This is a genomic window from Stackebrandtia soli (genome assembly GCF_965137155.1).
Classification (GTDB): Bacteria; Actinomycetota; Actinomycetes; order Mycobacteriales; family Micromonosporaceae; genus Stackebrandtia; species Stackebrandtia soli.
Genome location: NZ_CBCRZX010000028.1, coordinates 1 through 22,300 on the forward strand (window position 1 = coordinate 1; position 22,300 = coordinate 22,300).

At 68.0% G+C, this 22,300-nt stretch carries 24 protein-coding genes and 1 riboswitch; of the genes, 18 read left to right on the plus strand and 6 right to left on the minus strand.

From position 1 onward, the window contains the following. Positions 1 to 192 precede the first annotated feature (192 nt). The 4 genes from ACM9NP_RS16020 (at position 193) to ACM9NP_RS16035 (ending at position 3,167) form a co-directional block, all read left to right on the plus strand. Entirely contained in the window at positions 193 to 438 is a 246-nt protein-coding gene (locus ACM9NP_RS16020) for an SUKH-3 domain-containing protein (RefSeq protein WP_415647563.1), read from the plus strand. A gap of 443 nt (positions 439 to 881) precedes the next feature. Next, on the plus strand, positions 882 to 1,388 hold the full coding sequence (locus tag ACM9NP_RS16025) for a SigE family RNA polymerase sigma factor (RefSeq protein ID WP_415647507.1): 507 nt from the start codon (positions 882 to 884) through the stop codon (positions 1,386 to 1,388). Further along, positions 1,385 to 2,014, plus strand: coding sequence for a hypothetical protein (locus ACM9NP_RS16030; RefSeq protein ID WP_415647508.1), 630 nt, complete (start codon positions 1,385 to 1,387; stop codon positions 2,012 to 2,014). The genes ACM9NP_RS16025 and ACM9NP_RS16030 overlap by 4 nt, the downstream gene beginning before the upstream one ends. Before the next feature lie 34 nt (positions 2,015 to 2,048). After that, positions 2,049 to 3,167, plus strand: coding sequence for a serine hydrolase domain-containing protein (locus ACM9NP_RS16035; RefSeq protein ID WP_415647509.1), 1,119 nt, complete (start codon positions 2,049 to 2,051; stop codon positions 3,165 to 3,167). 198 nt (positions 3,168 to 3,365) lie between these two features. Here the strand turns inward: ACM9NP_RS16035 and ACM9NP_RS16040 are convergent, their stop codons facing one another. Both ACM9NP_RS16040 and ACM9NP_RS16045 read right to left on the minus strand, forming a co-directional pair. Further along, positions 3,366 to 3,767 carry a nuclear transport factor 2 family protein gene (locus ACM9NP_RS16040; RefSeq protein ID WP_415647564.1) on the minus strand — a complete coding sequence of 134 codons (402 nt, stop codon included), beginning with the start codon at positions 3,765 to 3,767 and terminating at the stop codon, positions 3,366 to 3,368. A 304-nt stretch (positions 3,768 to 4,071) separates the two neighbouring features. Further along, positions 4,072 to 4,272: a hypothetical protein gene (locus ACM9NP_RS16045; RefSeq protein WP_415647510.1), complete on the minus strand. Its 201-nt coding sequence runs from the start codon at positions 4,270 to 4,272 to the stop codon at positions 4,072 to 4,074. Between the two features lie 350 nt (positions 4,273 to 4,622). On the opposite strand from ACM9NP_RS16045, the gene ACM9NP_RS16050 reads away from it, so the two are divergent. Further along, positions 4,623 to 6,530: a primosomal protein N' gene (locus tag ACM9NP_RS16050; protein ID WP_415647565.1), complete on the plus strand. Its 1,908-nt coding sequence runs from the start codon at positions 4,623 to 4,625 to the stop codon at positions 6,528 to 6,530. A 265-nt stretch (positions 6,531 to 6,795) separates the two neighbouring features. On the opposite strand, the gene ACM9NP_RS16055 is transcribed toward ACM9NP_RS16050, so the two are convergent. After that, positions 6,796 to 7,272: a Dps family protein gene (locus tag ACM9NP_RS16055; RefSeq protein WP_415647511.1), complete on the minus strand. Its 477-nt coding sequence runs from the start codon at positions 7,270 to 7,272 to the stop codon at positions 6,796 to 6,798. A 140-nt stretch (positions 7,273 to 7,412) separates the two neighbouring features. Here ACM9NP_RS16055 and def point away from each other — a divergent pair, with 140 nt between their 5' ends. The 5 genes from def to ACM9NP_RS16080 all read left to right on the plus strand — a co-directional run bounded on the left by def (position 7,413) and on the right by ACM9NP_RS16080 (position 12,217). Further along, entirely contained in the window at positions 7,413 to 7,964 is a 552-nt protein-coding gene (gene def / locus ACM9NP_RS16060; RefSeq protein ID WP_415647512.1) for a peptide deformylase, read from the plus strand. Next, positions 7,961 to 8,887 carry a methionyl-tRNA formyltransferase gene (gene fmt / locus ACM9NP_RS16065; RefSeq protein WP_415647513.1) on the plus strand — a complete coding sequence of 309 codons (927 nt, stop codon included), beginning with the start codon at positions 7,961 to 7,963 and terminating at the stop codon, positions 8,885 to 8,887. Before def ends, fmt begins: the two co-directional genes overlap by 4 nt. Further along, positions 8,884 to 10,242: an RsmB/NOP family class I SAM-dependent RNA methyltransferase gene (locus ACM9NP_RS16070; protein ID WP_415647514.1), complete on the plus strand. Its 1,359-nt coding sequence runs from the start codon at positions 8,884 to 8,886 to the stop codon at positions 10,240 to 10,242. The genes fmt and ACM9NP_RS16070 overlap by 4 nt, the downstream gene beginning before the upstream one ends. A gap of 224 nt (positions 10,243 to 10,466) precedes the next feature. Next, complete coding sequence (gene rpe / locus ACM9NP_RS16075) at positions 10,467 to 11,183, plus strand: ribulose-phosphate 3-epimerase (protein ID WP_415647515.1); 717 nt, start codon at positions 10,467 to 10,469, stop codon at positions 11,181 to 11,183. Continuing rightward, positions 11,180 to 12,217 carry a response regulator gene (locus ACM9NP_RS16080; protein WP_415647516.1) on the plus strand — a complete coding sequence of 346 codons (1,038 nt, stop codon included), beginning with the start codon at positions 11,180 to 11,182 and terminating at the stop codon, positions 12,215 to 12,217. The genes rpe and ACM9NP_RS16080 overlap by 4 nt, the downstream gene beginning before the upstream one ends. Before the next feature lie 24 nt (positions 12,218 to 12,241). Here ACM9NP_RS16080 and ACM9NP_RS16085 read toward each other — a convergent pair whose 3' ends face one another. Further along, a complete protein-coding gene (locus tag ACM9NP_RS16085; protein WP_415647517.1) occupies positions 12,242 to 13,015 on the minus strand; it encodes an SDR family NAD(P)-dependent oxidoreductase in 774 nt (257 codons plus the stop codon). 7 nt (positions 13,016 to 13,022) lie between these two features. Further along, entirely contained in the window at positions 13,023 to 13,790 is a 768-nt protein-coding gene (gene erm / locus ACM9NP_RS16090) for a 23S ribosomal RNA methyltransferase Erm (RefSeq protein ID WP_415647518.1), read from the minus strand. Positions 13,791 to 14,419: 629 nt separating this feature from the next. After that, positions 14,420 to 14,570, plus strand: a riboswitch (FMN riboswitch). A gap of 95 nt (positions 14,571 to 14,665) precedes the next feature. On the opposite strand from erm, the gene ACM9NP_RS16095 reads away from it, so the two are divergent. The 8 genes from ACM9NP_RS16095 to ACM9NP_RS16130 all read left to right on the plus strand — a co-directional run bounded on the left by ACM9NP_RS16095 (position 14,666) and on the right by ACM9NP_RS16130 (position 21,229). Further along, positions 14,666 to 15,247, plus strand: coding sequence for a riboflavin synthase (locus tag ACM9NP_RS16095; RefSeq protein ID WP_415647519.1), 582 nt, complete (start codon positions 14,666 to 14,668; stop codon positions 15,245 to 15,247). Beyond that, positions 15,244 to 16,473 (plus strand): bifunctional 3,4-dihydroxy-2-butanone-4-phosphate synthase/GTP cyclohydrolase II, encoded by a 1,230-nt coding sequence (locus ACM9NP_RS16100; protein ID WP_415647520.1) that lies wholly within the window; start codon positions 15,244 to 15,246, stop codon positions 16,471 to 16,473. Before ACM9NP_RS16095 ends, ACM9NP_RS16100 begins: the two co-directional genes overlap by 4 nt. A 2-nt stretch (positions 16,474 to 16,475) precedes the next feature. After that, a complete protein-coding gene (gene ribH / locus ACM9NP_RS16105; protein ID WP_415647521.1) occupies positions 16,476 to 16,958 on the plus strand; it encodes a 6,7-dimethyl-8-ribityllumazine synthase in 483 nt (160 codons plus the stop codon). A 91-nt stretch (positions 16,959 to 17,049) separates the two neighbouring features. Further along, the gene (locus ACM9NP_RS16110) at positions 17,050 to 17,313 is read left to right on the plus strand and encodes a phosphoribosyl-ATP diphosphatase (protein WP_415647522.1); all 264 of its coding nucleotides are present in this window, start codon (positions 17,050 to 17,052) and stop codon (positions 17,311 to 17,313) included. A gap of 36 nt (positions 17,314 to 17,349) precedes the next feature. Beyond that, positions 17,350 to 18,192 carry an ATP phosphoribosyltransferase gene (hisG, locus tag ACM9NP_RS16115; protein ID WP_415647523.1) on the plus strand — a complete coding sequence of 281 codons (843 nt, stop codon included), beginning with the start codon at positions 17,350 to 17,352 and terminating at the stop codon, positions 18,190 to 18,192. Beyond that, complete coding sequence (locus ACM9NP_RS16120; RefSeq protein ID WP_415647524.1) at positions 18,180 to 19,190, plus strand: DMT family transporter; 1,011 nt, start codon at positions 18,180 to 18,182, stop codon at positions 19,188 to 19,190. Before hisG ends, ACM9NP_RS16120 begins: the two co-directional genes overlap by 13 nt. Beyond that, the gene (locus ACM9NP_RS16125) at positions 19,168 to 19,920 is read left to right on the plus strand and encodes an SIR2 family NAD-dependent protein deacylase (protein ID WP_415647525.1); all 753 of its coding nucleotides are present in this window, start codon (positions 19,168 to 19,170) and stop codon (positions 19,918 to 19,920) included. Before ACM9NP_RS16120 ends, ACM9NP_RS16125 begins: the two co-directional genes overlap by 23 nt. Continuing rightward, positions 19,913 to 21,229: a phosphotransferase gene (locus ACM9NP_RS16130; RefSeq protein ID WP_415647526.1), complete on the plus strand. Its 1,317-nt coding sequence runs from the start codon at positions 19,913 to 19,915 to the stop codon at positions 21,227 to 21,229. The genes ACM9NP_RS16125 and ACM9NP_RS16130 overlap by 8 nt, the downstream gene beginning before the upstream one ends. A gap of 158 nt (positions 21,230 to 21,387) precedes the next feature. Here ACM9NP_RS16130 and ACM9NP_RS16135 read toward each other — a convergent pair whose 3' ends face one another. Next, complete coding sequence (locus ACM9NP_RS16135; protein ID WP_415647527.1) at positions 21,388 to 22,290, minus strand: 5'-3' exonuclease; 903 nt, start codon at positions 22,288 to 22,290, stop codon at positions 21,388 to 21,390. Between the last annotated feature and the right edge of the window lie 10 nt (positions 22,291 to 22,300).

Consider the following 22,300-nt stretch of genomic DNA (forward strand, 5'->3'; position numbering starts at 1 on the left):
TGAGGTGTGTTGGCTTGATCGGGCGGTTGTGGAGACGATGAATGCCGCGGTGCGGGATGTGTTGGGGATTGCGGGTTTCGATACGGCGCTCATTGATGATGCCGGTTCGGAGGTGTTCGGGTGGGTGGCTGTCAACGGGACGATGGAGACTGGGTGAGTGGGTTGTCGGTGGAGTCGGTGCGGACGTTGACGGTGGCGGGGTGGTTTCCGGGGCGTCGGGTGGATGTGACGGGGCTCTGCGCGAAGCTCGAGGGTGAGGGGATAGTTGTTCATGGGGTGGCGCGTCGGTTCCTGGCGGAGTTCAGTGGGTTGTCGTTTCCCGACCACGGGAAGGGAATCTCCAGCGCCCGTTCTCGGGGTCATGGCCGCGAACCCTGTTTGAGGATCAGGCTTCCACGGGTTGCGCAGCTAGCGTTCGTTGGGTCGTTGTTCGCGTGAGCACCGGCCCTGGACTATTCATCCCGGAATTGGTATCTACCACCGCACTCCGACGATCGTCGTCGAGTGTGATCGGTTGGTGAGGACGGGTCGCATTCGGTTGGTCCTGTTCGATCCTTGGGCAAGGGGAAGGGCCGCCCGACGACTCGGGCGTCCCTTACATGGTCGTGGTGGGGTGTCAGGTTCTGGCGGCTTCGCGGGCGAGTGCTAATCACAGTGTTTGTATTTTTCGGGGCGGATCATGGATCGTCCGAACGCGGTGACGGCGGTCCGTGCGGGGCGGGCCGAGAGCTCGGACCTGAGCCGCCACGCGATTAGACGGCCGAGAATGTGCGTCCACGCGGCGGTTCGGATAGAAGACGACGAAAGAACTTGCGGCATGCGTACACAGTTCGCACCGCACGCCGCGTCTTTCATTGTGAGAGACCACAACTGGGAGCGGCATGGACGATTTCGACGCCTATGTGCGAGCGCGTGGGGCAGTCTTGCTCCGCTTCGCGTTCCTTCTGTGCGCCGATTCCCACCGGGCCGAGGACTTCGTGCAGGAGGCGCTCGCACGCTGCCATCGACGTTGGCATCGCATCGAACGGGACGCCAACCCCGACGCGTACGTGCGGAAGGCGATCCTGCGGCAGTACCTGTCATGGCGGCGTCGGCGGTCGGCGGGAGAGCGCGCCGTCGAGGACGTCGGCGATACGCGCGTCATCGGTGACGATTCCCAGCGAGTCGTTGACCAGGACGCGCTGTGGCGGGCTTTGGCGTGTCTTCCCCGCCGCCAGCGCGCCGTCCTCGTCCTGCGCTTCTATGAGGACCTGCCCGATGACCGGATCGCCGAACTACTCGGTTGTTCGCGCGCGACCGTGCGGGTCCACGCCAGTCGTGCCCTGGCTTGGCTGCGAACGCACCCCGACGTCGTGAGCGGCTTCCGAACTGTGGAGGTATCGACATGAATGACGACGAACTCGACGCGGCGTTGCGTGGTGAGCTGCGGCGGCACGCGAGGAGCGCTCCCATGCCCACGGAGCTGTTGACGTCGGTGAAGGCGCGCGGCCGTCGTCGAGTGGCCCGTCAACGAATCGCGGGGGTCTTGGCCGTGGCGGCCGTCTCGATCACCGGAGTCGGGATCGGACTGTCGACGCCCCAGAGCGACGAGCTCGCCGCGATGTTCGGTGCCGACGAGGTAAAGGTGTGTGTGGAGTCCGTCGACGGGCGTGTAACCGAGGTCGCCGTGGTCGAGATGCTGTCTGGGGACGACGTCGAGGCGAACACGGGCGTCACCGATGGCGCGACCGCGAGCCTGCGACACGTCGTCCGGGGTGAGGAGTTCACGGTGACTGTCGAGGTCGGGGCGGTGTCGTGGGAAGACTTGACGGACGTGGAGTCGGTGGTCGTCGACGGCGAGAGTGGTCGGCTCGCCGTGGATCGCGACGGCCGCCGTGTGCTGGTCATTGAGTCTTCTGTGGACGGATCGTCCGTGATGGTGCGGACCGGGAACCGGGCGCCGAGTGATCGGCAGCTCGTCGAGTGGGTGTCGTCCTTCAGTTTTCATCGAGGGCTCGACGCGTGCGGCTACTGAGGACGACCGACGTCGGTCTGGAGGGAGGAACATGATGGACACACGACGAGGCAGTCGGCGCCGTCTTCTCGGCGGGGCCCTGACAGTGGCTGGGCTCGGTGCGCTCGGTGGTGTGACGTACCGGGCGCTGACCGGCGGGCCGACGATGGAGGAGGCCGTCGACGCGCTGATCGCGGATGCCGCGCCGCCCGGGGTCGGCTTGACGTTGATTGCGACGTCGAACGGGAAGACGCTGTACGCGAAGGGTTTCGGTGAGTCCGATCCCGTCGGGGGCGTGGCCGCGACTGTGGAGACGGTGTACGACATCGGCTCCGTGACCAAGCAGTTCACCGCCGCCGCGATCGTGAGACTGTGGACGCTCGGTGAGCTTGACCCTGGTGATCGACTGGGTCGCTTCTTCACCGGGATGGGCGACAAGGCCGAGATCACGGTCCATCAGTTGCTCACGCACACCTCTGGGCTGATCGATACCCTTGGTCCGGACGACGATCCGTTGTCCCGCTCGGGGTTGATCGACGCTATGGCGGCCTCGGTTCCACTCGCGGCGCCGGGTGTTCGATACGTCTACTCCAATGTGGGCTACAGCGTCTTGGCCGCGATCGTGGAGGAGCTGACGTCGGGGTCGTATGAGAGGTTCCTTGCCGACGCGTTCTTCGCGCCGCTCGGGATGAGCCGCACCGGCTATCTCCTTCCCGACTGGGATCGCCGCGATGTCGCTGTCGAGCACGGTCCGGACGGGTTGCCACTCGGCCGTCCGAACGAACGGACGTGGGGCGCGAATGGTCCCTATTGGAACCTTCTCGGTAATGGCGGCGTCCTCTCCACGGCGACGGACATGGCCGCTTGGAGTAGGGCGCTGGACGGCGACGCGGTCCTTTCCGCGCCGGCGCGGAACCGACTGTTCGAGCCCTGGGTCGCCGAGGACGCGTCCGAGTCGTCGCACTATGGCTACGGGTGGGTGATGCTCGACGTCGGGGACGTCGAGGTGGCGTGGCACAACGGTGGGAACGGGGCGAGTTATGCCGAGTTCGCGCGGGTGTCGGGCGGCCCGTCGGTGTTCTGGGCCACCAATGAGGTCGCACGTTCGGGCAGATGGAACCTGGAGGAGTCGGATCTGGCGATGCGGGTCCTAGGACTTCTGCTCGACCCGTGAGCCGGTGGTTCGATGTCAGGTCGACGCGCGATGTGGGCAACGCAGTGAGGCAATTCGAACGATATCGATAACGTGGTAGGCGCCGAGGCAATGATCCAGGGATGCTGCGAAACAGGCGACGCCTCGGACCCACCAACGTCAGGGTCTTGATGCCTCGGTGCTGTCCGTAATGAGCACTCTTAGATGGCCGTAGGCCTCTTAGTTGGCATCGGTGGTGTCTTCGGTAAGGAATATGGCATGGGCCGCGATGATCTTCCAGCCGCTCTGGTCGTCTCGGGCCCACGTTCGGGTGTAGCGCATGCGGGCGGTCATTGGTTGGCCGCCGACGGTGCCCGCCAGGGTGCCGAGGAACCAGGTGACACCGGTGTGTGCGGTGGCCAGCACCCGCAGGTCTTCTTCCTCAACGCGGTTCAGCATTTGATGTCCGGCTGCGTGAGCGCCTAGATCGTCCTGCTTGGAGTAGAGGTTTCCGTCTGGGCCCGTGAACCATGCCGCGTCGTCGATCAGTTCGCTCAGTGCATCGACATCGGACGTCAACTGGGCGGCCTGGAGTCGCCGTTCAGCGCTGCGGAGGCTTTCGGTGTGGTCACGATTCGACATGAACGTAATATAAGCGCCTGTGCGGCTGCCGCCGCAGAAGGCGTCGGGCCACAGGCGAGATCCCTTGCCCGCCAGGCACTCCACGATCTCCTTGTGCTGGGATGCCGTTGGCCAATACGTCACAGGCCGCCATACGCCACGAGGCGCTGATTCCGGAATGCGTTCAGCCTGGCACACCTCCTCGGCCAACCATGTCGTCAGCTTCTCCGCGTCCGCGACACCGCATTCCCGAAACCCCAGATGCTTACGGATCTGAGCCCGGTGGTACCCCGCAGTGCGACCAGACCGCTCATAGAACGACAGGTCAGACGGCTCCATTCTTGACCTGCTTGGCCTCACACTCGACCACATCATCGGCCAACTCCGCGCGGCCACGAGGGAACCGGCCATACGAAGTGAAGAACTTCAACAGCAGAACGAACCCCAACCGGGTCGCGCCAGACTTGTTTCCCTCCAACGGCTTCTCGTCGTCCAGCAAGGTCCAGTGGTAAACCAGATCATCCAACCGCGCGGGCTTCATAACCAACCAAACGAGGCACCACAACTCGACGGGCTCAACCGAACAGCCCTACTTTGCGGTTCCTGACACGTTCATTACCAGAGGGACGGGTTCGCGATCTCGCACGGGAACGTCAAAGAGGTATATCGAGCCCGAGGTTTTGGTGCTCTTGCGGCGCCGCCGAACCCGAACCCGCTCGGTTCCCGAACAAAAGGCGCCTACGGCACCCATCATCGATCAATCGATCAATGTGGACTTTCGTGGATGTGTCCGAGAGTCGAGGCGGCGTCACACCCGTGAGGTACAAATACGGCATGTTGTTCGACGCGCCCCGACCGATCGTCGCGCGGGTGTGCATCGATTCTCCGCTCCCACACCTCGACCGGCTGTTCGACTACCGAATCCCCGCAGAGCTCACACCCGCCCCGGTGCCGGGGTGCCGCGTCCGCGTCCCGTTCTCGGGCCGACGCATGTCCGGCTTCGTCGTGGAGATCGGACCGGCCAGCGACGAATACGCCGGACCCCTGCGCAGCCTCGCCGCAGTCGTCTCGGCGGAACCCGTCCTCTCCGAGAACGTCGCACGGCTCGCCAGGGCCGTGGCCGACCGGTACGCGGGCAACCTCTCGGACGTCCTGCGACTGGCGGTGCCGCCAAGACAGGCTCGCGTCGAGAAGGACCCACCACCAGAACCAGCCGGACCGATCGTCGATCCGCCGCCCGCCGAATGGCGTCGATACCGGCACGGCGAATCCTTCCTGGAAGCGTTGCGTGACAGACGAATGCCACGCGTCGTCTGGGACAGTCTGCCGGGGGAGGACTGGCCGACACGGCTGGCCGAGGCGGCCGCCGCCACCGCCGCGTCGGGGAAGGGCGCCCTGCTCATCGTCCCCGACCAGCGCGACCTCGACCGCCTGGACGCCCAGCTATCCTATGTGCTTGGTCCGGATCGGCACGTCAGCCTGTCGGCGGCGCTCGGGCCCGCGAAGCGGTATCGTGCGTTCCTGCGTGTCCGTCGCGGTCTCGTGCCGGTCGTGGCGGGCACGCGCGCGGCGATGTTCGCGCCCGTCGAAAACCTTGGCCTCGTGGGCATCTGGGACGACGGCGACGAATCCCACAGCGACCCGCACGCCCCCTACCCGCACGCGCGCGAGGTCCTGCTGACCCGCGCGGAACTGGAGTCCACGGCCGTCATCGTCGCCGGGCACAGCCGCACACCTCAGGCGCAACTCCTCGTCGAGTCAGGATGGGCCCGACCGTTGACCGCCGACCGTGACGTCGTGCGCTCCTGGGCACCACGGGTCGTACCGGTGGGGGACGACTCCGATCTGGCCGCCGACCCCGATTCCACGACCGCGCGGCTTCCATCGGTCGCGTGGCGGACGGCCAGGGCCGCACTACGCGCCGACGCGCCCGTGCTCGTCCAGTCACCCCGACGCGGCTACCTCCCCGCTTTGTCCTGCCAGGATTGCCGTCGCCGCGCGGGCTGTTCCCGGTGCGGTGGGCCATTGGCGCGCTCGAGCCGTTCCGCCGCACCGGTCTGCCAATGGTGCGGTCAACCGGAGGAGGACTTCCGCTGCCCCGAATGCGGCGGACGCAGACTGCGCGCGGTCGTCGTCGGCGCCGCGCGAACGGCGGAGGAACTGGGCCGGGCGTTCGCGCCGACCGTCGTCCGCACGTCCGGCGGAAGCGAGATCCTCGACGAGATCCCCGCCGGTCCATCCATCGTGGTCGCGACACCGGGCGCGGAACCCCGCGTACCCGGGGGCTACGGCGCGGTTCTCCTCCTGGACGCCTGGGCACTGTTGAGCCGAGCCGACCTGCGAGCCGAGGAGGAGACCTTCCGTCGCTGGTCTGCTGCCGTGGCGTTGGCGCGACCGGCCCGCGACGGGGGAACGGTCGTGGTCGTGGCGGACGGCGGGCTCGCCACGGTTCAGGCGCTCGTCCGTTGGGATCCGGCGTGGTTCGCCGCGCGCGAGCTCGATCAGCGGTCACAACTGCGGTTTCCGCCCGCGGTGCGGATGGCGGCGGTCTCCGGTTCGCCCGCGGCCGTCGCCGAGTTCGTCGACGAGTGCGCGCTGCCGTCGTCGGTGGAACCGCTCGGGCCTGTTCCCATCGATGAGCACAGCGAACGGTTGTTGCTGAGGGTGTCGAGGCGAGACGGGGCGGCTCTATCGGCGGGGCTGCACGCGGCGGTGTCGGCGCGCGCGATTCGCAAGGACGCCGCCCCGGTGCGAGTCCGGGTCGACCCGAGGGAGTTGTTGTGACCGGCGCCGATCGGTCATGCCGTGGGCGCCAGCGTTTCCACAGGGCCTGGTGGCGGTGGCGTCCGATCCGGGGCCGCGCGGTGTCCCGTACCTGAAGCGCTTTCAGGACAGTTCAGGGTGGATTCAGCTCGGACGAGTAGCGTCGACCTTGGGGAGGAGGCCGGAGGCCCCTGAGCCCCCGGGGATGGTGGCGAGCGGCCGTCCACACCGTAGTGCTGGCCCGGACGTCATTGTCCAGGCCAGCACTGTTGTCGGGTAGTGCGGTCTAGTGGGCGAGCTCGGCCTGGAACATCCAGGCCTCCTTCTCCAGTTGGGAGCTGATCCCGATGAGCACGTCCTGGGTGACCGGGTCGGGGTCGGCCGTGGCGTCGATGCGCTCGCGCATGCGCGCGATGACGGTCTCGAAGGCGTCGACGAGGATGCGCACGACCTCGCTGTCGGCGAGTTGCCCGGTGGGGACGTTCTCGATCTTGGTGAGTTTCGCGATCGTTCCCGCGCGGCCGTCGGGTGACACCCCGATCGCGACGGCGCGTTCGGCGACGGTGTCCGCGGAGGTGCGGGCGTGGTCGACGACCTCGTCGAGCTGAAGGTGGAGGGACCGGAAGTGTCGACCGTAGACATTCCAGTGCGCTTGTTTGCCGACGAGTGAGAGGTCCATCAGGTCGACGAGTGCGCCTTGGAGGGCTTCACCGGCGATTTTCTGCTGATCCGGGTTGAGCGGAGATTTGATCGAGTTGGCCATATGCCGCAGCGTAGTTGGATGATGCCTTTTCGTGAGCGTTTCGCTGGATTTGCCGCCGGTGCGACCGGCGCCCGGTCTGGGCCGTGACCAGGCGTAGACTGGCCGCCGTTGTCTTGAGCGTGTGCGGGAGTGTGGAATCGATGACGGTGCAACCGGTGCGGATGTTCGGTGACCCGGTGCTGCGGACGGCGGCGGACGAAGTGACCACTTTCGACAAAGAGTTTCGGCTCTTCGTTCGGGACCTGATCGCGACGATGAGATCGCAGGGCGGCGCGGGTCTGGCCGCTCCCCAGGTGGGGGTCGGCAAGCGGGTGTTCGCATTCGATGTGGACGGAGTCGTCGGTCACATCGCGAATCCTGTGCTCGAGTTCCCCGATGAGGAGGAGCAGGACGGCCCGGAGGGCTGCCTGTCGATGCCGGGGCTGTACTTCGACACGGTGCGTCGAATGAACGTGGTGGCGAAGGGCTTCAACGAGTACGGCGACCCGCTGCAGATCGTGGGGACGGGTCTCATGTCGCGGTGCATTCAGCACGAGACCGACCACCTGGACGGTGTGTTGTTCCTCGAGCGCATGGATCGGGATCGCCGGAAGGCCGCGATGAAGGCGATTCGCGAAGCCGACTGGTATACCAGTGAGGTCAAGGTCAAGGTCAGTCCGCATGACAATCGTGGGGTTTTCTTCAAATCATGAAGCTTGTTTTCGCGGGCACGCCCGATGTGGCGTTGCCGTCGTTGGACGCGATCGTGGACGGCGGCCACGAGTTGGCGGCGGTGGTGACACGGCCCGACGCACGGGTGGGGCGTGGTCGTTCGTTGTCGCGCTCGCCGGTGGCGGCGTGGGCGGATGAGCGCGGTGTCGAGGTTCTGACGCCGGTGAAGCCGTCGGAGCCGGAGTTCCTGCGTCGGTTGGGGGAGATCGCGCCCGACTGCGTACCGGTTGTCGCTTATGGAGCTTTGGTGCCGCAGTCGGCGTTGGAGATTCCGGCGCACGGGTGGATCAATCTGCATTTCTCGTTGCTTCCCGCGTGGCGTGGCGCGGCGCCGGTACAGCACGCGGTGTTGCACGGTGACGCGGTGACGGGTGCCTCGGTGTTCCAGTTGGAGCGTGGTCTCGATACGGGTCCGGTGTTCGGCACGGTGACGGAGACGATCGCGCGTGGCGACACGAGCGGGGATCTGTTGGGGCGCTTGGCCGTGTCGGGGGCGGTGTTGTTGACGCAGGTGTTGCACGCGATCGAGTCGGGTGACGCCGTGGCGGTTCCGCAGCCCTCGGACGGGGTGAGTCTGGCGCCGAAGGTGTCGGTGGACGACGCGCGGGTGCGGTGGGGTGATCCGGCCTTCGCGGTGGATCGTCGGATTCGGGCGGTGACGCCCGCTCCGGGTGCCTGGACGACGTGGGATGGTCAGCGGATGCGGGTTGGTCCGGTCGTGGTGGACGTGGAAGGGCCGGCGCTCGGTCCGGGTGAGGTAGCGGTGTCGAAGTCGGCGGTTCATGTGGGGACGGGGACGGATCCGGTGCGGTTGGTGGAGGTGCAGCCGCCGGGGAAGAAGTTGATGGCGGCGGATGCGTGGGGTCGGGGTCTACACGTGCGTGACGCGATCGTGTTTGCATGAGTCCTCGGGAGCCGGGCGGGCAGGGACGGGCGTTGACGTCGGACAATCCGCGTCGTGTCGCGTTCGACGTGTTGCGGGCGGTCAGCGCCGATGACGCGTACGCGAATCTGGTGTTGCCGAAGCTGTTGTCGCAGGAGCATGTCGAGGGTCGCGACGCGGCGTTTTCGACGGAGTTGGCGTACGGCTCGTTGCGGATGCGGGGCACCTTGGATCGTGTGATCGAGGTGGCGGCGCGTCGAGAACTGTCCACTATCGATGCTCCGGTGTTGGACGCGTTGAGACTGGGCGCTTACCAGATCCTGTGCACGCGGGTCCCGATCCACGCCGCGGTCGATACGACCGTGTCGTTGACGCGGGAGGCGATCGGGCACAAGCCGGCGGGGTTCGTCAACGCGGTGATGCGGCGGATCAGTCAACGGGATTCGCATGCCTGGATGGATGCCTTGGCCACGGGCGCCCAGGCGGCGGATCTCGCCCTGGAGTACGCGCATCCGGAGTGGATCGTCGCCGAACTGGACGCCGCGCTGGGTACACCCGGTGAGCTGCGGGATGCCCTGGGGGCCAACAACATCGCACCTCAGGTGCACCTGTGCGCCCGTCCCGGCGCGATCGACGCCGAGGACTTGGCGGACGCGGTTTCGGGGCGGGTTGGGGAGTGGTCGCCGTACGCGGTGTATCTCGATGGCGGAGATCCGGGCGATATCGGGGCGGTCGCGGATCGACGCGCGCACGTGCAGGACGAGGGCAGTCAGGTGGTGGCGTCCCTGTTGGCGGACGCGCCGGTGACCGGTTCCGACGAACGGTGGCTCGATCTGTGCGCCGGTCCGGGCGGAAAGGCCGCCCTGCTGGGGTCCTTGGCGGCGTTGCGAGCCGCGACGGTGACCGCGGTGGAGGTGTCGCCGCATCGGGCGGACCTGGTGAAGTCGGCCGTGGCGGGTCTGCCCGTCGAGGTGGTGTTGGCCGATGGTCGGGATCCGGGGTTCGCCGACGACACGTTCGACCGGGTCCTCGTTGACGCGCCGTGCACGGGGCTGGGCGCGTTGCGTCGACGCCCCGAGGCGCGATGGCGTCGCAAGCCCGAGGATGTCACCGAACTCGCCGTGCTGCAGCGCCAGCTGCTCGAGCGGGCGTTGAGACTGGTGCGGCCAGGCGGAGTCGTGGCGTACGTGACGTGTTCTCCGGTGATCGCCGAGACGCGCGAGGTCGTGGAGGCGGTTGCGGGGGATCGGGAGCTGATCCCGGTCGGGCCGTTGCTGCCGTCGGGCATGACCGGGGCCGAGGTCGGCTCGTGCGCCCAGCTGTGGCCGCATCGGCATGGCACGGACGCGATGTTCGCGGCGTTGATCCGCGGCTGATCATCATCCATGATGGATCAGTGGCGGGTTGACGCCACCGTGACGGTGCCGGTCATGCGTCAGGCTCGTTCGCGGTGGAGCCCATACGTCGGTGACCGGCCATGTTGTCGACAGTCCGTCATGAGTAGAGCGCGGACGGTGTCCGCGACTGTCGTGCGGCGCGCTCCCATGACGCGACGGTGACCAAAACCCGCGTAGTCGGCCCTGTACCTATGGTCCGCCGTATGCCTACACTGTCAAACGTGCGCAGCAATCGACCACTCATCGCCCCGAGTCTTCTGTCCGCCGATTTCGCTCGGCTCGCCAGCGAAGTGGAGCGGGTTGGCGATGATGCCGATTGGCTGCACGTTGACGTCATGGACAACCATTTCGTGCCGAACCTGACGATGGGTCCGCCCATCGTCAAGGCGATAGCGGACGTGTCACGCGTTCCGTTGGACTGCCATCTGATGATCGAGGACCCGAAGCGGTGGGCGCTCGGCTATGCCGAGTTGGGCGCGTACAACGTGTCCTTCCACGCCGAGGCGTGCGACGACCCGGTCGGTTTGGCGCGCGATCTCCGCGCGGCCGGAACGAAGGCCGGGCTGGCGATCGATCGGGACACCCCGATCGAGCCGTACCTGGGCATGCTGGGTGAGTTCGACACGGTATTGATCATGACGATCAAGGCCGGTTTCGGTGGGCAGGCGTTCATCCCCGAACTGCTCGACAAGGTCCGTCTGCTGCGTAACGCTCGTGACAGTGGGCATGTGGAGCTGCGGATCGAGGTCGATGGCGGTATCGCCGTCGACACGATCGCCGCCGCCGCCGAGGCCGGAGCCGATGCGTTCGTCGCAGGGACGGCCGTATACGGCGCCGATGACCCTGCCGAGGCGATTCGCCGTCTGCGCGCGCTCGCCGAGGCCGCCACCCCCTTGAGACCACATGAGGCGACGGAATGAACGGCGCACCTGACACCCCCTCAGAGCTAGTCCTGGTCGTCGATGTCGACACCGAGTTGGCGGAGTACCTGGCCGGGCAGTTGCGTGACAGCGGATTCGAGACCTCCGTCGCCAGAGACGGTTACCAGGCGCTGGCGCAGATCGCGCGACGCCGACCCGACCTGGTCTTGATGGAGGTGGCGCTACCCCTGATCGACGGCCTGGAACTGACGCGACAACTGCGCGGCGACCCGATGACGGCGAGTCTGCCGTTGATCATGGTGACGTCGAAAGGCCTGTCCGCGGATCGGATCGCGGGGTTGACGGCGGGGGCCGACGACTACATCGTCAAACCGTACGACGCGGCGGAGGTCGTCGCGCGGGTGCGCTCGGCATTGCGACGCCACCGCGAGATCCGGGAGATCTCGCCGTTGACCGGCCTGCCGGGGAACGCGCGGATCCTCGGCGAGATCGCGGAGTGGGTACGCGGCGGCGAACCCTTTGCTCTATGCTATGTGGACATGAACCAGTTCAAGAGCGTCAACGACGCCTATGGTTTCGTTCGAGGCGACGAATTCCTGCAGTCGCTTGCCAGTTCGCTGCACCGCGCCGCTCTGGCGGCGGGCCCCCCGCAGGCGTTCATCGGCCATGTCGGCGGCGACGACTTCATCATCATGTGCGACCCCTTGCTCGTCGCGCCGATCACCCGCCACGCGATCGCCGAGTTCGAGACGCGCGCCGCGGCTCTGTGCGACCCGGTCGACGCGGAGCGCGGTTACATCGAGTCGAAGGATCGGCAGGGGAACAAGATCCAGGCGAGGTTGCCGACGTTGTCGATCGGGGTCGCGTTGTCGAATCAGCGGCAGTTCGCGGATCCGCGTGAGGTGGTCGCGGTGGCGACGGAGATGAAGAGCGTCGCGAAGTCGCATCCGGGTTCGCATGTGGCGTATGACCGCAGGAACGAGATTCAGAACGCGGATTTCTCGGAGTTGGCGAATCTGGCGTGGGCGCCGAACAAGCCGCATCACGCGGCTTGGCAGCCGAAGGCGGCGTGAGGGACGCGCGTCGCATTCGTGTCTTTAGTGGACGCTGAATCCTCCGTCGACGGCGATGGTCTGGCCGGTGACGTAGGCGGCTCCCGCTCCGGCGAGGAACAGTGCGGCGGCGGCGAAGTCGCGGGGTTCGCCGTTGCGTTTGGCCATGGTGCGTGCGGCGAGTTGTTCGGCGCGGCCGGGGATCGCGAAGGTGTCGGCGGTGAGCGGCGTCGAGACGAAGCCGGGGATGAGGGTGTTGCAGCAGACGCCGTGGGGTGACCAGGCTTCGGCTTGGGAGCGCGTGAGTCCGCAGATCGCGGCCTTGGAGACGCCGTAGGCGCCGGAGTTGCCGAACGCGTTGAACGATTGCTGGGACCCGATGTTGATGATGCGTCCGTGTCCGCGTTCGGCCATGCCGGGGCCGAAGCGTTGTCCGAGGCGGTAGGGGGCGTCGAGGTTGAGGTCGAGAGTGTGGCGCCATTCGGCGGTGGTGAGTTCGGGTAGTGGGGGTCGTAGGTTGACGCCTGCGGCCGTGACCAGGATGTCGGGTTCGCCGTGAGCGGTGGTGGCGGCGTCGGCGGTGGCGTCGATGGTGTCGAGGTCGCTCAGGTCGGCTTCGACGGTGGCGCAGGTGATGCCTTGTTCGGTGAGTCGGCGGTGTGCTTCGGCGAGGGGGCCGGGGCGCCGTGCGATGAGGACGACACGGGCCCCGGCCGATCCGAGTGCCTCGGCTATGGCGTAACCGATGCCGGAGGAGCCTCCGGTGACGATGGCGGTGCGGCCGGCGAGTCCGAATAGCTCGGTGAGGATGGCGGTCATGCGGGGATCATAGGCGCGCGAGGGATCGGAAGAGCCGTATCCACTGGTCGGGCGTGATGTGGCCGACAACGGTGGTGGGCGCGAGTTCGGCGTCGCGGCAGGCGCGGGTGACGGCGCGGGAGCCGTGTCGTCGCCGGAGTGAGGCGCCGATGTTGCCCCCGACTCCGGAAAATCCCAAGTGGACTGTGTTGTGGTAGTCCGTGAGGGCGGCGCGCGGTATGAGCGGGGTGGCGCGCTGGTGGAGGTGGAGGAGTCCGGAGTCGGTGGCGGGCTGCGGGTGGAAGCGGGTGCGTCGGATTCGGCCGAGGAGTCGCCATTCGACGCGGGGCCAGGCGGAGATGGTGAGTTGGGTCCATCGGTGGTAGCCGCCGGTGCGTTTGTTGGCGTATTCCCACTGGGTGAGGAGGGTGGCGGTGGTGAGGTGTCGTGCGGCGAGGCACCAGTCGACGATCGCGGCGGTGCGGTTGTACGGGATGTTGGCGACGACGGCGAACGGGTGATGTGGGGGGTGTGCGGTGAGGAAGTCGCGCTGTCGGCAGTCGACGGTCGGGTGGTCGCGGTAGTGGCGTTCGATGGCGGTGGCGAGGCGCGGGTCGATCTCGTAGGTCGTGAGGTGGGCGACGCGGGATGCCAGTGCGGCGGTGAGGATTCCGCGGCCGGATCCGACCTCGATGACGGTGTCGGCACGGGTGACTCCGGCTTGGTCGACGATCCAGTGGGCGTCCTGCGGGTGGGTGAGGAAGTTCTGGGCCAGGCGAATGCGGGTACGGGGCATGGTGGTCCTCTCGGTGCCCGTGATGGGCGGCGAGAGGTGGTCGCGACAGGGTCGACCACCTCTGTGAACACATTGGAATGTCTACAGAGGTCGTCGAGTTGCGCTGACGGGACATCGAGGCCGACCCCTGTGCGAGGTGACCCGACCGAAGGGTGCCGCGGCGCCCGATGCGGGACGCGACGATGGGGAGGCGATACCTGGAACTGATCCCGCTGTCTCGAAAGCGATTCGGCGTGCCGAATCGACGAGGTCGCCCCGCGGGCTTTCGCGCGGGGGAGTTCGGCACTGGGCGGTTGGCGTCGTGACACCACCGCGGCCGAGTGAACGGGACTGGTCCTGAGCAGGCGACGGCGCGACTACGCCGCGCGGCGCGTCGTCAACTCAGCGGTATGAGGCGTGCTCCGGCCGGATCAGGCCCGACGCCGGGGACGGATGACGAGGGCGTGAGCCCTGACCAGCCCGGCGGCGAGCGCCTGGCCGTCGATGTACGTTGCTCCCATGCGCGCCATCGTAGGGGTGGCGTTGGTGTGGGGCAAGGTGTTTTCGCTCCGGGCGTCGGGGGTGTGAGGCCTGGCACGCCGTCGCGTCGTGCTCGTTGTGGCGTGGCAGAATTCGGTGTAGACCAGCATGCGCGCTGGCGGGGTCGGTGAAACTCCGAACCGGCGGTGATGGGGGAGTCGTTCGCTCCCGCCAAGCCCGCGACCCGATCGCACCCAGTGATCGGTTGACCCGGTGAGATTCCGGGGCCGACGGTCATAGTCCGGATGGAAGTTGGCGCGCGACCGCGTTCGTCGGTGTCCCTTGCCGATGGCGTGACTCGCTGTTTTCCCCGCCTGCCGTGTGCCCGTAACCGCATAGGTGAGGGAACACGAGGAATGTTCACAGGAATAGTCGAAGAGCGCGGCAGTGTCACTGCCGTGGAGCCGGGCCGGTTGTCGGTTCGGGGTCCGCTCGTCACCAGCGACGCACGGTACGGCGATTCGATCGCCGTCAACGGAGTGTGTTTGACGGTGACCGAGGTCGAGGGTGACGTGTTCACCGTCGACGTCATGGGCGAGACGTACAAGCGCACCGCGTTGGGTGACCTGGTCGTCGACGCGCCGGTCAATCTGGAGCGGGCGCTTCCCGCCAACGGTCGACTCGGCGGGCACATCGTCCAGGGGCATGTCGACGGTGTCGGTCGGATCGCGGCGCGGCGGCCCGAGGCCGAGTGGGAGACCGTCCACATCGATGCCCCGGAGGCGTTGCTGCGGTACATCGTGGAGAAGGGATCGATCGCGGTCGACGGCGTGTCGCTGACGGTCGCGGGCTTGCGCGACGGCGGTTTCACCGTGGGGTTGATTCCGGTGACGCTGGCCGCGACGACCTTGGGCGCGGCGGCGGTCGGCGCGACCGTCCACTTGGAGGTCGACGTGCTCGCCAAGCACGTCGAGCGGTTGCTGGAGGTGCGGGCATGACCACTTTGGATCCGATCGAACGCGCCATCGCCGACATCGCGGTGGGCAAGGCCGTGATCGTCGTCGACGATGAGGACCGGGAGAACGAGGGCGACCTCGTCGCGGCCGCCGACGCGGTCACTCCGGAACTGGTCGCGTTCATGATGTCGTCGTGTCGGGGCCTGATCTGCGTGCCGATGCCGTCGTCGGAGATGGATCGGTTGGTGCTGGGGGACATGGTCTCCCGCAATACCGACGTTCGGAGCACGGCGTTCACCGTGTCCGTGGACGTCTACGACGGCACGACGACCGGCATCAGCGCCGCCGACCGCGCCGCGACGATCTCCGCGCTGGCGGACCCGGCCCGTGTCGCCGGTGACTTCGCCCGGCCGGGCCACGTGTTCCCGTTGCGCGCCAAAGCGGGTGGAGTGCTGGAACGCGTCGGGCACACCGAGGCGGCCATCGACCTCGCTCGTTTGGCGGGGCGCCGTCCCGCCGGGGTCATCTGCGAGATCGCCGACGCCGACGGCGTGATGTTGCGACTGCCTCGACTGCGGGAGTTCGCCGACGAGAACGATCTCGCGCTGGTGTCGATCGCCGACCTGGTGGCGTATCGGCGTCGGACCGAGAACCTGGTCGAACGGGTCGCCAGTACCCGGATGCCCACCGCCGCCGGCGTGTTCACGGCTGTCGGCTACCGCACGCTCGTCGACGACACCGAGCAGGTCGCGCTCGTCTACGGCGACATCGGGGACGGGGAGGACGTCCTGGCCAGGGTCCATTCGGAATGCCTCACCGGCGACGCCTTCGGGTCGTTGCGCTGCGATTGCGGACCACAACTGGGGTCCGCGATGGCGGCCATCGCCGCCGAGGGGCGTGGCGTCGTCGTATACCAGCGCGGCCACGAGGGCCGAGGCATCGGACTGCTCGACAAGCTGCGCGCCTACGAACGACAGGACCACGGCCGCGACACCGTCGACGCCAATGTGGACCTCGGGCTGCCGGTCGACGCCCGCGACTTCGGGTTGGCGGCGCAGGTCCTCACCGACCTGGGTGTCAGATCGGTGCGGTTGCTGACGCACAATCCGCGCAAGCGCGACGATCTCGAGGCGCACGGCGTCAAAGTCCGCTCGCTCGTGAACCTGCCCAGCGCCGCCGGCGCCGACAACCTCACGTACCTGCGCACGAAACGCGACCGGATGGGTCACCTGCTGGACCTGCCCCCAACCACAGTCGAAGGAGCATGACGATGGCCGGACATGGTGTGCCGCAAGCATTGACAGTCGACGCGAGCGGGCTGCGGCTCGGCATCGTCGCGACGCGCTGGCATCAGGACCTCGTCGACCAGATGGTCGAACGCGCCGCCAAGGCCGCCGCCGACTGCGGTGTGACCGACGTCGAGGTCGTCCGCGTCGCCGGTTCCGTGGAGCTGCCCGTCGTGGCGCAGGCCCTCGCCGAGGTGTGCGACGCGGTCGTCGCGTTCGGCGTCGTCGTGCGCGGCGACACCGCGCACTTCGACTATGTGTGCAAGGCCGTCACCGAGGGACTCACCCGCGTGGCCCTGGACGCGCGCACGCCCGTCGCGCACGGTGTGCTGACCGTCGACACGCTCGATCAGGCCCGCGACCGCGCGGGGCTGGCCGACTCCAGCGAGGACAAGGGTTACGACGCGACCATCGCCGCGTTGGACGCCCGAGTCGCCGTCACCGCGATCGGCGCGAACCGCCGTTGAGCGACGGCGGGGGCGGGTGTGTCGCGACACACCCGCCCCCGCACCTCTTGCGGGTGGCCACTCGGCCATCACCTTGGCAGAATCACATTCTGTGAAGTCCTTCGAGCAGCTGTACACCGAACTCTCCGACAAGGCCACCGCCCGCCCGCCCGGTTCGCACACCGTCGCGGCGCTCGACGCGGGAGTCCACGCGATCGGGAAGAAGATCGTCGAGGAGGCCGCCGAGGTGTGGATGGCCGCCGAATACGAGGGTCCCGACCGCACCGCGGAAGAGATCTCGCAGTTGCTGTACCACCTGCAGGTGTTGATGGTGGCGCGTGGCCTCACCCCGGCGGACGTGTACCGGCACCTGTAAGAATCATCCACCATCGACTGTCTGTTAAGGATATCCATGTTGCGTATCGCCGTCCCCAACAAGGGATCGCTGTCGCGCTCGGCGACCGAGATGCTCACCGAGGCCGGATACCGTCAGCGCCGCGCCGACCGCGACCTCACCGCCGTCGACACCCGCAATAACGTCGAGTTCTTCTACCTGCGCCCCAAGGACATCGCCACCTACGTCGCCTCCGGCGACCTCGACCTGGGCATCACCGGGCGAGACCTCCTCATCGAATCCGGCGCCGACGCGACCGAGACCCTCGCGCTCGGCTTCGGGACGTCGACGTTCCGCTACGCCGCGCCGCACGGCACCATCGACGACATCTCCGCGCTCTCCGGTCAACGCGTCGCCACGTCGTTCCCGACCCTCGTCACCGCCGACCTCGCCGCGCACGGCGTCGACGCGACCGTCGTGCGACTGGACGGCGCCGTCGAGAACGCGGTCGGCCTCGGCGTCGCCGACGCGGTCGCCGACGTCGTGTCCACCGGGGCGACACTCCGACAAGCCGGTCTGACCGTGTTCGGCGAACCCATCGTCGAGTCCGAGGCGATCCTCATCCGCAGGCGCGGTAGCACCGATGACGCGTGCGCCCCGCTGATCCGACGCCTTCAGGGCGTCCTCGTCGCGCGGGGCTACGTCATGCTCGCCTACGACGTCCACGCCGAAGCACTCGACCGCGCCGTCGCCCTCACCCCCGGCATCGAATCCCCGACGGTGTCACCACTGCACCGCGAAGGCTGGGTCGCCGTCCAGTCGATGACGCCGCGCGCCGACGTCCACGCCATCATGGACGAGCTCTACGCCATCGGCGCACGCGGCATCCTCGTCACCGACATCCACGCGTGCCGACTGTGACCACCGTCGACACACCCCTCACCCGGCTGCGAATCCCACCATGGCTGGCCCAAGCGCTCGTCGTCGCCGGCGGTGGCGGCGCCGCCGCGCAGGCCATGATCAACGGTGAACTCGGCACCCGACTCGAATCATCGCTGTGGGCGTCGGCGGTGTCGAACACCGTCGGAGGCAGCCTCTTCGTCATCGCCCTACTCGCCTCGCCGTCCGTCCGACGCGGCCTCACGGCACTGCGCGGCACCGTCCTTCCATGGTGGATGTTCACCGGAGGCGTCTTCGGTGCGATCTTCGTCTTCGCCGGCGCCACCGCCGTCCCCCTCATCGGCGTCGCCCTGTTCACCATCGCGCAAGTGTGCGGCAACACCGTCGGCGCACTCGGCACCGACGCCCTCGGCCTCGGCCCCTCCGGACGACTCCGCGTCACCCGCAACCGCACCATCGGCGCCGTACTCGCCATCGTCGCGGTCGGCATCGCCAACACCGGCCGAGGCGGCGACCTGACACTGTGGTGGCTCGTTCCCGTCGTCGCCCTCATCGGCGTCGGGATCGCCCTCCAAGGCGCCTTCAACGGACGCGTCAACGACGTCACCGGCAACCCCCTGTCGACGGGGCTCATCAACTTCGTCATCGGCACCGGCGTCCTCTACGCCATCGTCGCGGTCGTCACCCTCATCTCCGGAACCCCCACCGGCACATGGCCCAGCGAACCCTGGCTGTACCTCGGCGGCCCCTGCGGCGCGGCCCTCGTCGTCGTCTCCATGATCGCCGTCAAAGCCATCGGAGTGCTGCGCATGGCCCTCGGCGTCCTCGCCGGACAACTCGCCGGAGCCGTCGTCTTCGACCTCCTCCGCACCGGCGAACCCGCCAGACCCGCCGTCCTCCTCGCCGTCGCACTCACCGCCGTCGCGGTCGCGATCGCCGGCCGCAGCGGTCGAACCGCCGTCGTCACCGCGCCCGACGAAGCCGTAATCTCGAACGATGAACGCCCAGAGAGTCCGTGACTGGATCAACGACGCCGACGCCGTGACCGTCTTCACCGGCGCCGGCATCTCCACAGAATCCGGCATCCCCGACTACCGCGGCCCCTCCGGCGCCTGGACGACCGACCCCGAATCCGCCAAATACGTCGACATCGAGCACTACGTCAACGACCCGGAGATCCGCCGCGGCGCCTGGATCAGACGCGGCGAACACCCCGCCTGGAGCGTCGAACCCAACGACGCGCACCGCGCCCTCACCAGCCTCGAACAGCACGGCAAACTGCGCGCCATCGTCACCCAGAACATCGACGGCCTCCACCAGAAAGCCGGATCCACCCCCGAGAACGTCATCGAAGTGCACGGCAACATCTTCGGCGCCGAATGCCTGTCCTGCGGCGCCGAGACGACCATGCGCTCCGCCCTCGACCGGGTCGCCGCGGGCGAACCCGACCCGGCGTGCCTCGACTGCGGCGGCATCCTCAAGTCCGCCACCATTTTCTTCGGACAACACCTCAAACAGGACGTCCTGCGGGCCGCCGCCGAAGCCGCCGCCGACTGCGACGTCCTCATCGCCGTCGGCACCTCCCTCACCGTCCACCCCGCCGCCGGCCTCGTCGACATCGCCCTCGCCGCCGACGCGAAGGTCGTCATCTGCAACGCGCAACCCACCCCGTACGACCATCGCGCCCACGCCGTCCTCCGCGACCCCATCGGCGTCAGCCTCCCGGCGATCATCGAGTCCGATGCCTGAACCGACGAGGACGCGATACCTCGCACTGGCACCACACCGCGGCGGCCTCATCACGGCCGGAACCACCGTCCCCACCGTCGAAGCCCCCGACCTCGGCTCCGCCCTCACCGCGCTGAGAGGGCACGGTGTCGACGCCCCGCTCCTCCGCCCGTCGGTGTCCATCCCCGGAGACGACACCACACCACGCGTCGTCGTCCTCGAGTTCGACACCGCCGAGCACTCCGACGCACCCACCGTCCCCTTCGAGAACCTCCCCGACCTCGACCTCCCGGCCCCCGTCACCGACCGGGCGCTCCAACTCGCCGAGGAACACCGCACCGGCGTCATCCCGCACCAGCGACCGACCTGGGCCCGACCCGGCTGGCACCACGCGTTCGTCACCTGGATGCGGGACGCCGCCGCAGCAGCGGGAGCGACGACCGTCGGCGACCCCCGCCCCGTCCAGCACTGGGCCCTGTCCGCCGTATGGCGCCTCGACACCGGCGAGGGAGCGTTCTACGCCAAAGCCATCTACGGCCACCCCGCCCACGACGACGCGCCCGCCCACGGCTTCTGGCACGAACCCGCCCTCACCAGCCTGCTATCGACGGAACACGGGCAGGGCGTCCCCGAAACGGTCGCCGTCGACACCGACCGCGGCTGGATCCTCATGCGAGACATGCGCGTCACCACCTTCGGCGACCGAACCGACGAACCGGCGGCACCGGCGCTGACCGCCCTCGCCGACATCCAACGACACTGGGCCGGGCGCACCGCGGACCTCACCGCGGTGGGCTGCCCCGACCGGCGACCGTCCATACTCTATGAACAGGCCCGCGAGCTGGCGTCCGACGACGACGCGCTCGCGGAGGCGCTGCCGACGATCCACCGACTGTGCGAACGCCTCGAACACGGTCCGATCCCGCTGTCCCTCATGCACGGCGACTACCACGACCAGAACGTCGGCGTCCGCGACGACGGCGTCGTCGTCGCCTACGACTGGTCCGACGGCGCCATCGGGCACCCGTTCCTCGACGTCGGCGTCTTCCTGCACCGCCGCGCCGAGACGGAACGGGCGGACCTGGCGGCGGCGTACCGCGACCGCTGGCGGGACTACGCCGACGCGATCGCCCTGCGCGACCTGTTCGACATCGCGTCCGTTCTCAGTTGTCTGAACCAGGTCGTCACATCGCGCGATCTGGCCGCCGGGGTCGAACCCGACGACCGGGATCCGTTCGTTCGTGGCCAGGCCCACGCCTTGTCGCTGTTCTTCGCCGCCCTCGACGAGTGGCGCGCCGCGCACCCGGAGGACCGACCGGGCGGCCCCTGACCGGATACAGGTTCCCGCTTGGTTGGGCAAATGTCGGAAACAGGCGTGATTTCGCAATTTGCCCAACCAAGCGGGACTTTTGCCCAACCAAGCGGAGATCGACAGGGGTAGTGGTTCGCGCCGTCGGGGCGACCGGAAGCGGGGTACCCCGCCGGGTCCTAGGACCAGCCGAGCGCGGAGCGCAACCGGGTGATCGGGTTCGTCAGGCCCCATCGCTCCGTGAGGGCGGCGAGCGCGTCCGCGTCGGCGGGTTCGCTCGGCAGGACCCCGTCGACGGTCGGGACGGGCGCGTCGGTGTGGGTCGTGACGACCCGGGGCGCGACGGCGAGGTACCCGGCCGAGGCGGTGAGCGCGCCGCGAACGCGCGGCGGCAGGGCCGCGTCGGGATCGGCGGCCGCGGCGATCACGCCGTCGATGCCGTCGAAGTCGTTGACGAGCCGCGCGGCCGTCTTCTCGCCGACGCCCTTGACTCCCGGAAGCCCGTCGGAGGCGTCACCGCGCAGGACCGCGAAATCGGCGTAATGCTTGGCGGGCACGCCGAAGCGGGCCAACACGGCCGCGTCGTCGTAGACCTCGGCTTTGCTGATTCCACGCGCGATGTAGACGACGCGGACGCGTCCGGCGTCGGACACGACCTGGAACAGGTCGCGGTCGCCGGTGACGACCTCGACGGCGTCGGTGCTGCGCGCCGCCAGGGTGGCCATGACGTCGTCGGCCTCGAAGTCGGTGGCTCCGACGTGGGCGATCCCGATCGCGGAGAGGAGGTCCAGGATGATCGGGACCTGGTGGGTGATCTGGTCGGGCTCCTCCTCGGCGACGCCGTCGGTGGCGACCCGGTGCGCCTTGTACGTGGGAAGGAGCTCGACGCGCCAGGTGGGGCGCCAGTTGTCGTCCAACGCGCACACGAGGTGGCTGGGTTCACGGGTCCGGATGAGGGTGGCGAGGCCGTCGATGAAGCCCCTGACGGCGTTGATCTGGGTTCCGTCGGGGGATCGCATGGATGACGGAAGTCCGAAGAAGGATCGATACCACAGGCCCGCACTGTCCACCAGCATCAGCATCTGGTCAGCC

Bases quoted from the DNA above. Each gene is read 5' to 3' on its own strand.
- ACM9NP_RS16080 (WP_415647516.1), top strand. From the start codon at position 11,180: ATGAACGGCGCACCTGACACCCCCTCAGAGCTAGTCCTGGTCGTCGAT.
- ACM9NP_RS16085 (WP_415647517.1), bottom strand. From the start codon at position 13,015: ATGACCGCCATCCTCACCGAGCTATTCGGACTCGCCGGCCGCACCGCC.
- ACM9NP_RS16125 (WP_415647525.1), top strand. From the start codon at position 19,168: ATGAACGCCCAGAGAGTCCGTGACTGGATCAACGACGCCGACGCCGTG.
- rpe (WP_415647515.1), top strand. From the start codon at position 10,467: ATGCCTACACTGTCAAACGTGCGCAGCAATCGACCACTCATCGCCCCG.
- ACM9NP_RS16040 (WP_415647564.1), bottom strand. From the start codon at position 3,767: ATGTCGAATCGTGACCACACCGAAAGCCTCCGCAGCGCTGAACGGCGA.
- ACM9NP_RS16130 (WP_415647526.1), top strand. From the start codon at position 19,913: ATGCCTGAACCGACGAGGACGCGATACCTCGCACTGGCACCACACCGC.
- def (WP_415647512.1), top strand. From the start codon at position 7,413: ATGACGGTGCAACCGGTGCGGATGTTCGGTGACCCGGTGCTGCGGACG.
- ACM9NP_RS16030 (WP_415647508.1), top strand. From the start codon at position 1,385: ATGAATGACGACGAACTCGACGCGGCGTTGCGTGGTGAGCTGCGGCGG.
- hisG (WP_415647523.1), top strand. From the start codon at position 17,350: ATGTTGCGTATCGCCGTCCCCAACAAGGGATCGCTGTCGCGCTCGGCG.
- ribH (WP_415647521.1), top strand. From the start codon at position 16,476: ATGGCCGGACATGGTGTGCCGCAAGCATTGACAGTCGACGCGAGCGGG.
- ACM9NP_RS16035 (WP_415647509.1), top strand. From the start codon at position 2,049: ATGGACACACGACGAGGCAGTCGGCGCCGTCTTCTCGGCGGGGCCCTG.
- ACM9NP_RS16025 (WP_415647507.1), top strand. From the start codon at position 882: ATGGACGATTTCGACGCCTATGTGCGAGCGCGTGGGGCAGTCTTGCTC.
- ACM9NP_RS16100 (WP_415647520.1), top strand. From the start codon at position 15,244: ATGACCACTTTGGATCCGATCGAACGCGCCATCGCCGACATCGCGGTG.
- ACM9NP_RS16055 (WP_415647511.1), bottom strand. From the start codon at position 7,272: ATGGCCAACTCGATCAAATCTCCGCTCAACCCGGATCAGCAGAAAATC.
- ACM9NP_RS16070 (WP_415647514.1), top strand. From the start codon at position 8,884: ATGAGTCCTCGGGAGCCGGGCGGGCAGGGACGGGCGTTGACGTCGGAC.
- ACM9NP_RS16095 (WP_415647519.1), top strand. From the start codon at position 14,666: ATGTTCACAGGAATAGTCGAAGAGCGCGGCAGTGTCACTGCCGTGGAG.
- ACM9NP_RS16135 (WP_415647527.1), bottom strand. From the start codon at position 22,290: ATGCTGATGCTGGTGGACAGTGCGGGCCTGTGGTATCGATCCTTCTTC.
- erm (WP_415647518.1), bottom strand. From the start codon at position 13,790: ATGCCCCGTACCCGCATTCGCCTGGCCCAGAACTTCCTCACCCACCCG.
- fmt (WP_415647513.1), top strand. From the start codon at position 7,961: ATGAAGCTTGTTTTCGCGGGCACGCCCGATGTGGCGTTGCCGTCGTTG.